At 66.3% G+C, this 15,576-nt stretch carries 13 protein-coding genes; 8 read left to right on the top strand and 5 right to left on the bottom strand.

The features are described 5' to 3' along the window. Positions 1–22: 22 nt before the first annotated feature. Positions 23–1,726: a S1 RNA-binding domain-containing protein gene (locus DL240_RS15780; protein WP_111730868.1), complete on the top strand. Its 1,704-nt coding sequence runs from the start codon at positions 23–25 to the stop codon at positions 1,724–1,726. 121 nt (positions 1,727–1,847) lie between these two features. Here DL240_RS15780 and yaaA read toward each other — a convergent pair whose 3' ends face one another. The 4 genes from yaaA to DL240_RS15760 form a co-directional block, all read right to left on the bottom strand. Continuing rightward, entirely contained in the window at positions 1,848–2,627 is a 780-nt protein-coding gene (yaaA, locus tag DL240_RS15775) for a peroxide stress protein YaaA (RefSeq protein ID WP_111730867.1), read from the bottom strand. A 140-nt stretch (positions 2,628–2,767) separates the two neighbouring features. Continuing rightward, positions 2,768–3,622 (bottom strand): hypothetical protein, encoded by an 855-nt coding sequence (locus tag DL240_RS15770; RefSeq protein WP_111730866.1) that lies wholly within the window; start codon positions 3,620–3,622, stop codon positions 2,768–2,770. Positions 3,623–3,935: 313 nt separating this feature from the next. Next, complete coding sequence (locus DL240_RS15765) at positions 3,936–4,322, bottom strand: hypothetical protein (protein ID WP_111730865.1); 387 nt, start codon at positions 4,320–4,322, stop codon at positions 3,936–3,938. A 153-nt stretch (positions 4,323–4,475) separates the two neighbouring features. Beyond that, positions 4,476–5,819 (bottom strand): aminopeptidase P N-terminal domain-containing protein, encoded by a 1,344-nt coding sequence (locus DL240_RS15760; RefSeq protein ID WP_158542626.1) that lies wholly within the window; start codon positions 5,817–5,819, stop codon positions 4,476–4,478. 350 nt (positions 5,820–6,169) lie between these two features. Here DL240_RS15760 and DL240_RS15755 point away from each other — a divergent pair, with 350 nt between their 5' ends. From DL240_RS15755 to DL240_RS15725, 7 genes are all read left to right on the top strand, one after another. After that, positions 6,170–7,201, top strand: a complete 1,032-nt coding sequence (locus DL240_RS15755) for a M20/M25/M40 family metallo-hydrolase (RefSeq protein ID WP_111730863.1) — start codon at positions 6,170–6,172, stop codon at positions 7,199–7,201. Positions 7,202–7,353: 152 nt separating this feature from the next. Then, positions 7,354–7,677, top strand: a complete 324-nt coding sequence (locus DL240_RS15750) for a hypothetical protein (RefSeq protein WP_111730862.1) — start codon at positions 7,354–7,356, stop codon at positions 7,675–7,677. Between the two features lie 94 nt (positions 7,678–7,771). Beyond that, on the top strand, positions 7,772–8,323 hold the full coding sequence (locus DL240_RS15745) for a thioredoxin family protein (RefSeq protein WP_111730861.1): 552 nt from the start codon (positions 7,772–7,774) through the stop codon (positions 8,321–8,323). Positions 8,324–8,373: 50 nt separating this feature from the next. Beyond that, positions 8,374–8,916: a Sec-independent protein translocase subunit TatA/TatB gene (locus DL240_RS20320; protein ID WP_199589836.1), complete on the top strand. Its 543-nt coding sequence runs from the start codon at positions 8,374–8,376 to the stop codon at positions 8,914–8,916. Next, positions 8,913–9,725: a twin-arginine translocase subunit TatC gene (gene tatC / locus DL240_RS15735; RefSeq protein WP_111730860.1), complete on the top strand. Its 813-nt coding sequence runs from the start codon at positions 8,913–8,915 to the stop codon at positions 9,723–9,725. Before DL240_RS20320 ends, tatC begins: the two co-directional genes overlap by 4 nt. Before the next feature lie 209 nt (positions 9,726–9,934). Continuing rightward, positions 9,935–10,714, top strand: a complete 780-nt coding sequence (locus DL240_RS15730) for a ComEA family DNA-binding protein (protein ID WP_111730859.1) — start codon at positions 9,935–9,937, stop codon at positions 10,712–10,714. Between the two features lie 32 nt (positions 10,715–10,746). After that, on the top strand, positions 10,747–14,298 hold the full coding sequence (locus DL240_RS15725; protein ID WP_111730858.1) for a serine/threonine-protein kinase: 3,552 nt from the start codon (positions 10,747–10,749) through the stop codon (positions 14,296–14,298). On the opposite strand, the gene DL240_RS15720 is transcribed toward DL240_RS15725, so the two are convergent. Then, on the bottom strand, positions 14,281–15,426 hold the full coding sequence (locus tag DL240_RS15720) for a DNA gyrase C-terminal beta-propeller domain-containing protein (RefSeq protein WP_111730857.1): 1,146 nt from the start codon (positions 15,424–15,426) through the stop codon (positions 14,281–14,283). The genes DL240_RS15725 and DL240_RS15720 overlap by 18 nt on opposite strands. Between the last annotated feature and the right edge of the window lie 150 nt (positions 15,427–15,576).

Genomic DNA, 15,576 nt, shown 5'->3' with positions numbered 1-15,576 from the left:
ACACATCAAACAGGCAGCGACCATGGCCTCCAACGACTCCAAAAACAACAAGTCCAACAAACCCGCCGACCAGGCCGTGCCGCCTCGCGCCCGCAAGAAGCAACCCGATGCCAGCGCCCGCGGTGACAGCCCGGACCGCAAGATCGAGGTGATCCGCGCGCCTCAGGCCCCCAAAGCTCCCAACGCGCCTCAGAAAGAGGCTCCCAAACAGGAGGCCCCCGGCGCCACTAAGAAAGAAGAGCCCGAGGCCAGCGGCATGACCTTCGCCGACACCTCGGCCACCATGGACGACTTCGCCGCGATGTTTGAAGGCCACCAGGCCGCCACCCCCTCGCGCAAGCGCTTCGATGTGGGCGACCAGATCGAGGGCACCGTCATCACCGTGGGCTCCTCCAGCATCTTTGTGCAGATCGGCGCCAACCAGGAGGGCGTCGCCGAGCGCGCCGCCTACGAAGACGATGAAGGCAACGTGACCCTGGTCCCCGGCCAGACCTACTCCTTCTACGTCCTGGGCTTTAAAGGCGGCATCCAGCTCGGCAAAGAGCTTGGCGCCGGACGCCAGGGCCTGGTCGCCGTGGAAACCGCCCACGACACCGGCCTCCCCATCAGCGGGCGCGTCACCGGCACCAACAAAGGCGGCTTTGAGGTCGACCTGGCCGGCGTCGAGGCCTTCTGCCCCATCAGCCAGATCGAGCTCGGCTTCACCGAAGAGCCCGACGCCCACGTGGGACAGACCTACTCCTTTAAAGTTCAGGAAGTCCGCGACGGCGGGCGCACCGTCGTCGTCAGCCGCCGCGCGCTCCTGGAAGAACAACAAAAGGAGGCCCGCGAAGAGACCCTCAAAACCCTGGAAGTTGGCCAGGTCCTCGACGGCATCATCACCCGCGTGGCCGACTTCGGTGCCTTTGTCGACATCGGCGGGCTCGAAGGCCTGGTCCACGTCTCGGAACTCAGCCACACCTTCTTCGACCACCCCACCGACCTGGTCAAAGTCGGCCAGGAGGTCAAGGTCGAGGTCTTGAGCATCGAGGAGCCCGTGCGCAACAAGCCCATCCGCATCGGGCTGAGCATGAAGGCCACCGAGCAGGACCCCTGGCTCGACGTCAACGAGAAATTCTCCGTGGGCAGCCGCGTACTCGGGCGCGTGGTGCGTATCGCCCCCTTTGGTGCCTTCGTCGAGATCGCCCCCGGCGTCGAAGGCCTGGTCCACGTCTCGCAGATGAGCTGGGAACGCCACGTCGCCAACCCGGCCGACGTGGTCACCGTCGGCGAAGAAGTCTCGGTGGAAGTCCAGGACATCGACCTGCTGCGTCGACGCATCGGCCTGAGCATGAAGGCCGCCGAAGGCGACCCCTGGAGCGCCATTGACGAGCGCTTCACCATCGGCATGGAAGTCCAGGGCAACGTGGCCCGCGTTGAAGACTTCGGCGCCTTCATCGAACTCGGCGGTGGCATCACCGCGCTCTTGCCCCGCAGCGAGATGAACCTCTCCGAGGGGGGCACGCCCCATCGCCAGTTCACCGCCGGCCAGGACATCACCGCCCGCGTGCTCAACATCGAGCCCGAGCGCCGACGCATGGCCCTGAGCCTCAAAGACGCCGCGACCATCGCCGAGCAGACCGACCCCTCCAAGGCCGCGCCCACCAGCTACCAGGACGACAGCCTCTCCTCGGGCGGCAGCATGGGAACGCTGGGCGACCTGCTCAAGGCCCGCAACAAGAAGTAAGTCAGGCCGCGCCCCCCAAAAACCGGGGGGCTCTCCTCACGAAAAAAACCCCGCTCGCCAGTCCCTGGCGAGCGGGGTTTTTGTTGTGTCCGACATCAGCGCCGATGCCGGCCCGAGTGACTTAGCGCGGCTGCTCCTCGCGCAAAAACACGTACTCGCGCTCCGTGGAGCGCTCGTCACTGAAGATGTACCCCCCGCCGGTGAACCCCTTCAGACGCTCCGGATCGGTGATGCGTTCGCGCACGATATAGTCCGCCATCGTCCCCCGGGCCCGCTTCGCCCAGAAGGCCACGATCTTATACGTGTCGCCCTTGCGGTCCCGGAACACCGGGGTGACCAGATTCCCCTGGAGCGCCTTCTTATCGACCGACTTGAAATACTCGTTCGACGCCAGATTGATCACGGCTTTGGAGTCCTGTTCGGCCAGGCTTTTATTGAGCGCCTCGGTGATCTTCGTGCCCCAGAACTCATAGAGATTTTTGCCCCGCGCGTTCTTCAGTCGGGTTCCCATCTCCAGGCGATAGGGCTGGATCAGATCCAGGGGACGCAACACCCCGTAGAGCCCCGAGAGCATCCGGAGGTGCTCCTGGGCAAAGCGCACATCCTCCTCGCCGTAGCTCGGCAGCTGAAAGTCCGTGTACACATCGCCGGTAAACGCCCACAGGGCCTGGCGCGCGTTCTCCGGGCTAAAGGGCAACGCGAAGTCGCGATAGCGCTCGTAGTTGAGATCGGCCAGCTTATCGCTGATCCCCATCAAGCTTTTGATATCTTCGCGGGAGAGCGTACGCAGCAGCTCAATAAGCTGCTGCGAATCTTCAAGAAAGGGAGGCTGGCTGTGGTCACGGACCCCCACGGGGGTCTCAAAATCAAGCGACTTCGACGGCGAAAGCAGAACAAGCATGGACAACCTTCCGATACGACGTTGGTAAATCAGCGAACTCAGGGGGCCAAAGGACGGCCGCGCGCCCGCAGCATTAAGGACCGGGCCCAACCTGGCAAGCCTCGGCCACCTCTCAACGCCCGACGCCCTGAGGCCCGAGCTCAAAAGGGCTGCGTGCCGCTGAGCCCCTGCACCCGGGGGAACCCCCGGTACCTTACCTGCGTCTCCCGGGGAGGCTCCTGGCCGAGCTCCCGCAACTGGAAGCGACGATCGACCTCCGGCAACACCCAGCCCTGGACCACGTAACGCTGAAAACGCCGGCTCACGCTGAACCTCTCGCAGAGCCCCCGCATCGAATCCCGAAAGATATTCCGGTAGAGCGCCCTCAGATCGCGCTGCGCGAGATCGCGACAGACCCGACTCACCGCGTCCGTCGGCCGCACCGCCCGCTCCTTAATCGCCAGAAAGTCGACCACAAAGGCCTCGCTACCAAAGGCCTCCGACAGGATCTCGACCGCGTTCACACCAAAGGGCAGGCTCCTCCCCAGGCGCTCCCCACGCAACGCGTACAGCCGGCGCATACGCTCCAGGCGGCTTAAGCCCCGCATCTCCATCATCGTCCCACTTACATAGCGCGCCACCCCCTCCTCGGAGTCGAGCACCTCGGCCCAGATCTCCCGCTCCCGCGCCCGCAACTCACCGGACGCTCCGGGCCGATCCAGCAACACCTGCATCACCAGCACACTATCCTGAAGCGCCTCGCACACCAGCGCGTCCACCCGCTCCAAAAGATCGAGGTAGCGCCGCGCGAAGGTCTCCCGCGCGTAGTGCTGCAGCCCGGCGGCCACCGCCTCCCGGGTCCAGTTCTGCGCCTCCTCCTGGCTGGATTTGGCGGCCACCCACCCCCGGATATCGCAAAACTCACCGTGCGCTTCGATAAAACCGTCCAGGCTCACATCGGTGGCCCAACGGTCCCCCGGTGCCGGCGCGTCAACAAAGCAAAAGAGCACTTCCATGGCATCTCCTGTGGGCATCCCTGCCCGGAAAAAAGAATGCACCTGGTACGGCTCGGCGCGACAACTCCCCCAATGAATTCAACACCTTAACACGCAACACCATCACTCGGCTTGCGTCCCGACGTCTCGACGTTCGGCTCCCCATACATCTCGGATGGTCGTGATAAGATGAGCTTAACTCGCCGACCGCCTTGCATCAACGCTGAACATAGAAACGCCGCCTGTCCCCCGGGTTCGGCGCATAAAAAAACCGGCGCGCCCCTCTCGGGGCGCGCCGGCTCAAACACGCATCACACGCGCCTGTCGGGCGGCTTTACTTCGAGCCAAAGGTCTCATTGAAGTCCGGGAAAAACTCCCAGTCCCCCACCACGCGCTTCTCTTTGGCCTTGATCAGCAGATACGCATCGATCACCGAAGCGATCGAGATCAACCCACCGGCGCACCCGGTGACGATCGCCGCGGCCAGAATCACCAGCCCCTTGGCCGTCTGCCCCTGCATGATCTGCCCCACGCCGGGGATGAAGAAACTGAGCACCAGCGCAATGATCTGATCATTGCTCAGCCCTCCCGGCCCCCCCTGCTGGCGCTGAGCCAGATGCTGTTCCGGCGGCCGATAATCCTTAAAACTCTGCGCGGGCGGCGGCTCATGCTGCGGCGCGGCCCAGTCGTTATTCGAGTTGTCCTGCCCCTGATCATTCATCGCCTGCTCCTCTTCACTGCTGCTCAACGGCTGGCCCTGCGGGCCCGGTTTTTGGGAACATCACCTGCCGAGTCGTTCACTTAAAACAGACCCTAATGTGCGACCTGTGCCCTCTCTTTTACAAGGGGCCACGCACAGCCCGCACATACTTTTTCAGATCTCCAGCGCGTCGGCGGGCGCCGAGCCCACAAGGGCCTCGACCTCCTCGACCGATTTGGGGCACATCCGCGTTAAGTTCTCGTACCCGGACGCGGTCACCAGAATATCGTCCTCAATGCGCACGCCCACCCCGCGCAGCGCCTCCGGGGCGCTCTCATCGTCGGCCGGCACATAGATGCCCGGCTCAATGGTGAGCACCATCCCCGGCTCCAACTCCCGCGAGTCGTCTTCGGAGAGCTTGTAGAGCCCCACGTCGTGCACGTCGATGCCCAGCCAGTGCCCGATGCCGTGGGGGTAATACTTGCGGTAGGACTTCGACTCCAGCGCCTCTTCCAGCGTCTCATCCAGAAGCCCCAGCTCGATCATCGCCGCGGCGAGCTTCTTCGACGCCTCCTCCTGAAGCGCGTCGTAGGGGAGGCCGGGTTTGATCATCTCGATCGTCTCATTGAGCACCACGAGCACCTTCTCATAGAGCGCGCGCTGGGCCTCGCTGAAACGGCCGCTCGCCGGAAAACTCCGGGTGATATCACCCGAATAATGGCCGTACTCACACCCGGCATCGACGAGCACCACATCGTCTTCCCCGATGCGATCTTCGTTCTCGGTATAGTGCAGAATCGTGGCGTTATCGCCCGCGCCCACAATCGACGCGTAGGCCGGATAAGTGCCTCCCGAGCGGCGGAAGTGATACTCGATGAGCGCCTGAAGTTCGTACTCCATCATCCCCGGGCGGCAGTGCTTCATGGCCAGGATATGGGCCTCCGCCGAAATCTCACACGCGCGGCGCAGCACCTGGAGTTCGGCTTCTTCTTTGATCAGGCGCGCCTCAAAGAGCAGATCGCGCGCATCGCTGATCGCCGCCGGCATCGCCAGGTGCTGATTGCGACGATGGCGCAGGGTCTGCACCCAGGAGATCACGCGCTGATCGAACTCCGGCTCCACCCCCAGCGTGTAGTACAGGGTCTGACGGCCCTTGAGAAACGCGGGCAGCTCCTCATCGAGCTGGCTCAACCCGAACGCCACGTCGGCGCCGTAGGTTTTCACCGCGCCTTCGGGACCGGCGCGGCGCCCTTCCCACTGCTCTTTGGCCGGGTCTTTATCGGGCACAAAGAGCCCGAACTCCCCTTCTTCTCGGCCCGGGGCCAGCACCACCACCGCCTCGGGCTCACCAAACCCGCTCAAGTAGAGCACATCGCTGGAGGGGCGATAGGCGTACTCGGTGTCGTTGGAGCGCCGGCGCATCCCCGGGCCCACCACGATCATCACGCCCTCGGGGCCGATCTTCTCCATCAAGCGCGCGCGGCGAGCCTTGAGCACATCGTTGTCGATCATAGCCATGGTTTCCTCGTAGCTGGTCTCATCGTGAGCAGGTCGCGCCCCGGGCGGGCGCGCCATCGGGCGGCATCCTGCCACCGATGGCTCCGGCTGTCGATCCGCGCATCTGGTCGGCGCGCGCCTGCCCGATCTGGCGGGCGGCCCGGGCGCGCTCATCCCCCGAATCCCCCAAAATCTCCAAAAACGAGCCCCCGGGGCATCAGCCATCACCTTTACCCCCACCCCACCTGGGGGCGCGGGCATCATTCATCACCTTTACCCCCGCTCAGCCCGCGCATCGCCTTTGCCCCCGGCCCCCGGCCTTTGCTACATCTGGCGTAGAGACCGCTGACGCTTTCGCTTGAGGAGTTCGCATGGCTGCCCATCCTTCCCCCGATTCGCTCGCCAATCACCTGCAATCCTGGCTTCGCATCGACTCGACCAGCGGCCAGGAGCGCGCCTTTCTGGAAACGCTGGAGACCGAACTGGTCCAGGCCGGCTTTACACAGATCACCCGCCAGCCGGTCGCCGAGGGCCGCTGGAACCTCCTGGCCACCACCGACCAGCCCGCCCGCGTGCTCTTTTCGACCCACGTCGACACCGTGCCGCCCTTTTTGCCGGTGCGCCGCCAGGACGACCGCATCTACGGTCGCGGCGCCTGCGACACCAAGGGCGGACTCCTGGCCATGCTGGAGGCCGCCAAACGCCTGCTTGCCCGCGGCCAGCGCGAGGTGGGATTTTTGCTGGTCGTCGGCGAAGAAGTCGACCACTGCGGCGCCAAAACCAGCGTGAACCTCAACCTCGACGGGCTGGAGCGCATCCTCCTCTGCGAACCCACCCGCAATAAAGTGGTCGCGGCCCAGAAGGGCATGCTCAAGTTCACGCTGCACACCGAGGGCGTCGCCGGCCACTCGGCCTTCCCCGACCGCGGCGTCTCGGCGATCGAGCGCCTGCTCAACGCGCTCCAGGCCCTGCGCACCGATGACTGGCCGGTCGACCCGCTCCTGGGGCCGACCACCCTCAACGTCGGCACGATCACCGGCGGGGTCGCCGCCAACGTCTTTGCCCCGGCGGCCAGCGCCCAGATCCTCATGCGCGCCGTCAGCCCGATTGTCCCCCTGCTGGAGCGCGTCGAAGCGCTCGCCAGGGAGCACGAGGCCCGGATCGAGGGCGCGGTCTTCAACGATCCGGTCTTCTTTGACCCGCCCGCGGGCTACGACACCGACACCGTCCCCTTCAACACCGACGCCACCTACTTAAGTCAGCTCGCGCCGGTGTGGCTGGTAGGCCCCGGCGACATTCGCCTGGCCCACGCCGATCACGAACACATCGAGTTAAGCGACCTCCAGGCTGGCATTGAGCTCTACGACGCCCTGGCCTCTCAGGCCCTGGCCGACCGGGGCTGAGCCGGGCCGGGAGACATCGGCTGGACTTTACAGTCATTGTGAACAAGTTCGCCTCTGACGGAACTTGACCGGGCGATGAAACGCACCCTTCGCCCGACCTCTCCGCCGCGAATCACTGCCAGATCCGCGGCGCTCCACGTCTGGAGGACACGATGACTCGCTCCCGGCAACCCCTGCCTCTCTTCGAAGCCCCCGAACTCCACGCGGCCCTCTCCAGCGCCGCTCTCCATACCGACACCACTCCCACCGACCAAAGCCCCCACGCCGAGCTCCAGAGCGTGCTCCCGGCGCTGGCCACCATTAACCCCCGCTCCGCGCCCACCCCTTCGTTTAAACGACGCGCCGAAGCGACCTTTTTTCTCAACCACTTCGACGCCGAACACGCCATCGATGTGGTGCCCCTGTGGCATATTGACCACCACGATCTCCAGGCCAGTGAGATCGCCGGCTGGACCTACACCCGCCACCTCTGCTAACGAGCGCCACAGCCTACACGTGGTTCCCAGGCGCCCGGGGCTGAAGCCCCGGGCGCTTTTCGCGTCTCTTTATCTCCTGACTGCGAGGTCTTTCATGGCGCTTCTCGAAACCCGGGCCCCCGCCCCGGGCACCCCCGCTCCCGATTTTGCGCTGCCCGACACGCAGGGCACCCTGGTGCGCCGCGACGACTTCGCCCAGGCCCCGGTCCTGGTGGTGATGTTCATCTGCAATCACTGCCCCTACGTCCAGGCCGTCCTCGATCGCCTGGTCGCCCTGGGCCGCACCTGGCCCGCCGACCAGGTCGCCTTCGTGGCCATCAGCGCCAACGACGCCGAGCGCTACCCCCAGGACGGCCCCGACGCCATGGCCGAACTCGCCAGCCAGTACGACTTCCCCTTCCCCTACCTCTACGACCAGACCCAGGAAGTAGCCCGGGCCTACGGCGCGGTCTGCACCCCGGATTTCTTCGTCTACGATCAGCAGCGCACCCTGGCCTACTGCGGTCGTCTCGACGACAACTGGAAAGATCCCGCCGCCCGCACCCGACGAGATCTTCACGATGCTATTCTTGCTTTGCTTGACGGCGAACGCCCCGTCGAGGAACAACACCCCTCGATGGGTTGTAGCATCAAGTGGAAAATTTGAGCCCGATCGCCGCCGGCGTCCCCGGCTCCCCTTGAACCAGGCCTTTGACGATGTTCGGCATCTCCTTTCCAGAACTCATGGTCATCGCCGCGCTCGTACTCGTGGTCGCCGGCCCCGAGAAGCTGCCCGAGTTCGCGCGTTGGGCGGGCAAAGGCATGCGCGAGCTGCGCAAAGCCTCCAACACTCTGCGCGACGCCCTGATGATCGACGAGCTCGATCTCAACAAGCCCCTCCCGCAGATCGCGCCCAAACCCGCCGCGCCCAAACCCGCCGCGCAGGCCAACGCTGACGCCGATACCTCCCCCGCCGACGCCACCGACGCGCCGACGCCCCGGGTCAACACCGCCTCCGCCCCCCGCGATCGCTACCCCAGCGCCGAGCCTATGGGCCTGGACCAGCTCGACGAACGCGATTTTGATCGCCTCCTGGAGCAGCAGTACCTGATGCACCACAACCAGCTTCAAGCCATCGCCCTGGCCAGCCCCGCGAAGACCGACCAGACCCATCCGGTCGTCCTTCAACCCGCGGCCAGCAGCGACGCCCTCCACCCCGTCACCCTCTCCGCCTCCCAGGCTCCGGAGCCGATGCGATGAGCGATGACGCCTCCCCTGATCCGCGCTCTCAGGCCTCCGTCGAGAGCCTCCATGACATGCGCATGAGCTTTATGGGGCACCTGGCCGAGCTGCGCCGGCGCTTCCTCTTTAGCTTCGTGGCCCTGGTCATTGCGTTTCTGGTGTGCTGGAACTTTGCCACCGACATCTTCAACTTCCTGCTCCAGCCTCTCATCAACGCCGCCCCCGAAGGGGAGCTGGCCAACATGCACAACGCCGACCTGGCCGAGCCCTTCTTCACCCTGCTCAAGACCGCCATACTGGCCGCGGTCTTTCTGGCCAGCCCGGCCATCCTCTTCAACATCTGGCGCTTCGTCGCCCCGGGCCTCTACCCCAATGAGAAGCGCGCCGCGCTGCCCTTTGTCTTCTTCGGAACCCTCTTCTTCTTTCTCGGCGCGAGCTTCTGCTACTTCGTCGTGATCCCCTTTGGTTACGCGTTTCTGCTGGGCTTTTCCCTCGAAGTGTCCAACCCCACGCTGATGATCAAAGACTACTTCGCGCTCACCACCAAGCTCCTGCTGGGCTTCGGCATGGTCTTTGAGCTGCCGGTCGTCACCTCCTTTCTCTCGGCAGTCGGCCTGCTCACCCACCGCCACCTGCTCAAGCACTGGCGCATCGCCGTGATCGCAGCCTTCATCCTGGCCGCCATCCTCACCCCCCCCGATGTCGTCACCCAGATGATGCTCGCGGCCCCCCTGATCCTGCTCTACGGCCTCTCGATCCTGGTGGCCTGGTTCATCACCACTCGCCGCGAGCGCCGGGCGGCCCGCGAGCTCAAAGAGCTCTCCTGACGCCTCCCCCCCTTCGAGTGACGCCGCGCCCGCGCGGCGTCTTTTTTTTGCCCGAAGCGCCACTTTTTTTACTCTCGTACGCAAAGGTCACGCGTCTGAGCCGACAACAGGTGCAGGGAAGTCACACATCCACCTACATGCCCGGGGGCCTGACCATGCACACACCACCGATCCTTGACCTCGCGATCTGCCACCTCTGGAGGGGCTCCATGCTCCTTCTCCTGACACTCACCCTGGCGGCCTGCACCGACGCCAACGCCTCCGAGCTGGCCATCACCTACTTCCCGTCCCCCCGGGACTGCTTGCCTGTGCCTTCGGCTCCCTCGTCCCGCGATCTGCGGGCGGCAAGCCTTACCGACGAGCCCCCCAACGACGGGCCGGATGCGCTCGACGAGCTCGACGCATTCCCTGGCGACGAGCTCGACGCGTTCGACGAGAGCGAGGAGAGCGAGGAGATCGACGCCCCCGAACGTCTCTCCGACCTCGAAGCCTTCGACACCGCCAGCCCGGGCGACGCCCTCTTCGCCCTCGACCTCGAACGCGCCCTCGCTCACGACACGCCCCACCCCCTCCCGAGCGACTCCGACACCGCCCCCTCGCTCCACCTCGACCCTCGGCCCCCGACCACACACGCCGCACTTCCCGCCGCCCCCAGAGCGCAACTCCTGGCCGAAGAACGCCTCGCATCCGCCGAGAGGGCCCCGACGCCCGACACCCCGGAACACCACCTCCCCGACGAAGCCCCGGCTCCAGCCACCACCAGCGAGCCCACACCACCTGCTCAAATCAACCTCAACACCGCCACCGAAGCCCAACTCACCGCCATCCCCGGCATCGGCCCTGCGCTGGCCTCCCGCATCCTCGACTACCGCCGCCAACGCCCCTTCACTCGCCTCAGCCACCTCAAACGCGTCAAAGGCATCGGTCCTGCCACCTACGCCAAACTCCAACCTTACATCACCCTGGACTCGCCAGCCCCGGAGCGTTGACCGGCGATGAGCTCCCCGGTCATAGTAATCCCATGATTAAGACCTTTCAGATCCTCGAAAAACTCGGCGAAGGCGGCATGGGCGAAGTCTACCGCGCCCGAATCCGCGCCACCGGCGTGGACGTGGCGCTCAAGGTGCTGCGCGAGCGCTTTGCCCACGAAACCCGCTACCGCGAGAGCTTCAACCGCGAGGTCCGCGCCATCGGGGCCCTCAACCACCCGGGCATCGTCAGAGTCCTCGACTACGGCACCACCACCGAACGCTGCTCCGAGGAGCTCCCCGGCCTCTCGGCCGGCTCGCTCTGGCTGGCCATGGAGCTGGCTCAGGGCGCCCTCGAAGACGTCAGCGCTCCCCCCGGCTGGCCCCACCTGCGCCGCCTCCTCCTGGAAGTCCTCGACGCGCTGGCACACTCCCACGCCCGGGGCATCATCCACCGCGACCTCAAGCCCGCCAACGTCCTCTGGACCATCGGCGACGACAACCACGTACGCTGGATGCTCTCCGACTACGGCATCGCGCACATCCAGGACCCCTCGTTTTCCAACCAGACCGCCGACATTCACTCCCTGGCCGCCGGCACCCCCACCTTTATGGCGCCCGAGCAACTCCACGGACACTGGCGCGACTACGGCCCCTGGACCGACCTCTACGCCCTGGGCTGCATGGCCTACCTGCTCGCCAGCGGTCGACCGCCCTTTGAAGGCGACTCGCTGATGGCCATCGCCATGCAGCACCTCACCTCCGAGATCCCCCCGCTGCCCCCCCGACTGCCCCTACCTCAGGGGTTCGAAAACTGGGTGCGCCGCCTCCTCGCCCGCGATGTCTCCCGGCGCTACCGCAGCGCCGCCGACGCCGCGCGCGGACTCCTCCTTTTGGGAGACCCCGGCGACGATGACGCCACGCCCTTTTCCCTCTCCCGGGCGCCCCTCTCCGAGGCCACCACCGAGGTCTTCGCCGCACATGCCCCGACCCTCGAAGCCCTGGAGCTCCCCGCACTGCAAACCGCGCTGCTCGACACTCAGGCCCTGGAAGCCATCGCCCGCCGCGATCGCGGCGACGCTCAACACACCAGCCAGCCCCTGCAGCCGGTGCGGGTCCCCGGCGCCGTGGCCCCGCCTCCAGACTGGCGCTCCCCCCAACTCCCCCCCCTGGCCAGCCTGACCCTGGGCCTGGGCAAAGGCCTCTTCGGCATCCGCGACGCCCGCTTCATCGGCCGCCAGGACAGCCGAGACCTGCTCTGGCATCACCTCCAGGAGGTGCACCGGGAGGGCTGCGCCCGCGCGCTTATCATTCGCGCCGAAGCCGGTCTCGGTAAAACTCGCCTGATGGACTGGCTGGCCACCCGCGCCGAAGAACTCGGCGTAGCCACCGCCCTGCGCGCCAATCACAGCCCCATCATGAGCCGCTCCGACGGTCTGCCCCGCATGCTCCAGACCTTCTTTCGAGCCACCGGCCTCAGCCGTGAAAAAACCGCTGAGCGCATCCAACACGCCGCCCAGACCCACTGGGAAACCCGGCCTCACTCCCACCTGCTGGACAGCCTGGCCGACTGGCTCGCCCCGGACCACGAGGCGCCCCCCACGCTGAGCTCCCCCCTGGAGCGCTACACGCTGCTGGAGCAAACCCTCCAACTTATCTCCAGTGAACGCCCCATCATCCTCTGCCTCGACGACGTCCAGTGGGGCCTGGACGCGCTGGGCTTCGCGCTCCACGCCCTGAACACCCGCCGCGAACGCAACCTCCCCCTCCTCATCGTCGCCACCCTCCGCCCCGAAGGCATCGAAGAACGCCTGGCCGAACGCCAGCTCCTGGAGCTCCTCAGCGCCCACGAGCACTGCACGACACTCCACCTGGACCACCTCCAAAAAGACCACCAACGCGAGCTGGTCCGCGACCTCCTCGGCCTGGAAAACGGCCTCGTCACAGAGCTCTGCCGACGCACCCGCGGAAACCCCCTCTTTGCCGTGCAGCTCATCGAAGACTGGGTCCATACCGATCAGCTGCACTCCTCTCCCTCCGGCTACGTCCTGGCCGAGGGCGCCCCCTTTGAACACGACCTCCAGGCCCTGCTGACCCGACGGATCAACGCGCTACTCCAGCAACGCCCCGACCCCGACGCCGCACGCTGGGCCCTGGAGGTCGCCGCCGCCCTGGGCATCGACGTCGATGAGCACGAATGGCACCGGATCTGCGATGCCCTCGACCTCCCCCCAGATCCCGGCCTCCTCGACGCCTTGATGATTCACGGCATCGCCGGACACCGCCCCGGTGGCTGGCACTTCCGCCTCCCCCTCTACCGCGATGTCATCGAGTCGCTCAGCGCCCACACCCCGCGCTGGCCTCGCATCCACCGCGCCGCGGCCAGCGTCCTGGCCGGAGCCACGCAGGACGCCTCCCTGGCCGAACGCCGGGCCCGCCACCTGCTCGCGGCCCACGCCCACGCCAGGGCCCTGCCCCTGCTCTGGCAGGCCAACGAACACCACATGTTGCGCAGCGCCTACCTCCCCGCGCTGGCCATCCTGGAGCGCATCGACCGCTGCCACGCCGCGCTCAACCTCCCCGACGACGCTCCGGAGCGCCCCCGCGTCTGGATCGCCCGCGCCGAAGCCCAGCGCTACCTCGGGCATTTCGACCACACTCGCCAGCTCTTAGAGCGCGCGCTGGCCCTGGGCGACCGCCTCCGCCCGGCCGACCAGGGCAACGCGTTCCGCGTGTTGGCCAACCTCGAAAACTTCTCCGGGCACTCCGCCCTGGCCCTCCAAAACTACCGCAGCGCCCTCCTGCACTTTGAACGCGCCGCCGACGACCGCGGTGCCGCCCGCTGCCTCCACGGCCTCGGCTGGATCCTCGCCGGAGAAGGCGACATCACCGCCGCTCGCCAGGCCTTCGCACAAGGCCATCGCGTCGCCGAGCGCTCCGGTCAACTCCTCGAGGCCGCCTGGTGCGTTCACGGCATCGCCGAGACCCACCTGCGCACCTGGGATCCGGCCGGACTCCCCCACGCCCAACGCGCCCACCAGCTCTTCGATGCCGCGCAAAGCCGCAGCGGACTGGCCCTGAGCCTGCGCACCCTGGGAGACTTCGCCCGCTACCGAAACGATCTGCCCCGCGCCCGCGACTACTACCGGCAGGCTCGCCACCTCGCCACCTCCATCGGCCATGTCCTGGCCGGCCTGGTCGACTCCCTGATCGCCTTCTGCGACCTGACCGAAGGAAAATTCGACGACGCCAGACGCCGCTTTCAGCGCTTCTCCAGCTCCCCTCAAAACCTGATGTTTCCCCTCTATCGCCCCGTCGGCCCCATCGGCGGCCTGGTCGTGGCCGCCCACGACAACCGCCCGGACCTCGTCGACCGGCTCCTCACAGAACTCGAAGACCTCATCGACCCCCGTACCCCCCTGGCACGCGATTTTGCCTCCTTCATCGAACAGGCCGCCGATCAACTCCTGGAGCGCGGCCACAACGCCCGCGCCGCCCGCGCCCTGGGCCTGGCGGCAGACACCGTGGAACACATCCACCCGCCGCAGGCCCAGGCCCTGCGCCGCCGCCAGGCCCCCCTGCTCAACTCAACCCCCGCAGGGTAGCGCCACCAGGCCCCTCACTTCCTCCCCGGCCTCCAGCTCCAACACGCGTCCCCCCTTGGCCGAGCGTCCCATCAACGCCAGCTCCGCGGCGGGCATCCGCCACACCCGACCGCTGCTCAGAATCACCCCCAGATCTTCGGCCGGGTTGCAGGGCACCACCCCCACCACCTGATCACCGGCATTCAAACGCAGCACCTGCATCCCGGCACCGCCCCTCCCCTGTGTACGAAACTCCCCGAACTCCACCCGCTTCCCCAGCCCCTGAGCCGTGATCACCGCCAGCTGCTTAACCCGGGTGCCCTCAAACGCGTTGACGATCGCATCATCCGCCCCGCCCAGCTTCATCAGGTTCACCCCCACCGCCTTACGTCCCATCGAGCGCAGCTCTCCCGCCTCAAAATGAATCCCCTGACCCTGGGCCGAAGCACAAAAGATCGTGGCCTGACGCCCCACCGCCATCACCGCCACCGCCTCGTCCCCCTCATTGAGCAAAAACCCCTCGCGACCACTGCGATCGAGCCCATCGCCCTTATCAAACTCCCCGCCATCGCTGGCCTTCCCCTTGCCCTGCGCCGTCACATGCACCACCCGCCCGTTCACCAGCTGACGCCGCGGCACCAAAAAGCGCACCCGCTCCTCCCCCGAGAGCTGCAACACGTCACGGATCGTGCGCCCCTCCCCACGACGGTCCCACAGGGGCACCATCCGCGGATCGACCCCGTAAAAACGCCCCTCATTGCTAAACAAATACAGCGAGTCCCCCTCCCCTACCCAGCTCACATTCACCACCTCCCCGATCCCCTCGGGGCTCTCGATCAACTCCGGCTCCTCCCCTACCTCCAGATCCGGACCGTGCATCGCGTAGAGCATCCCTTCCCCCGTCTCCACATAGAGCGGATGCTCATACGCCTCACCAACCACCCGCTCCACCCGAGTCGGCTCACTGCGCCCACCGCGCCGACGCCCGCCGGTGGCCTCGACAAGCGCTGCCCACAACGCCGACTCCACGCTGCCAAACGCCTCCTCGGCCTGCCCACGTAACGCCTCGCTGATCCCTTCCTGCCCCGCGTCTTCAACCTCTTTCGCCGCCGACACCAGCGCCTGAATCACTGCCCCGCTCTCACTCATCGTGTTGCCTCCTCTGCACATCCATCCAAACATCAACCCGGCTCTCCACAAGGGCGGCCTGCACGCCCCTCAACACCCCCAAGCCTACCCTCCGCATCCAACGCCTCCAAGACCTCTCTCCGGGCCCCGGCCGCCTTGACACGTCCAGAG

This window comes from Lujinxingia litoralis (assembly GCF_003260125.1).
Taxonomy (GTDB): Bacteria; Myxococcota_A; Bradymonadia; order Bradymonadales; family Bradymonadaceae; genus Lujinxingia; species Lujinxingia litoralis.
This window is presented reverse-complemented; position numbering and strand designations above follow the sequence as displayed.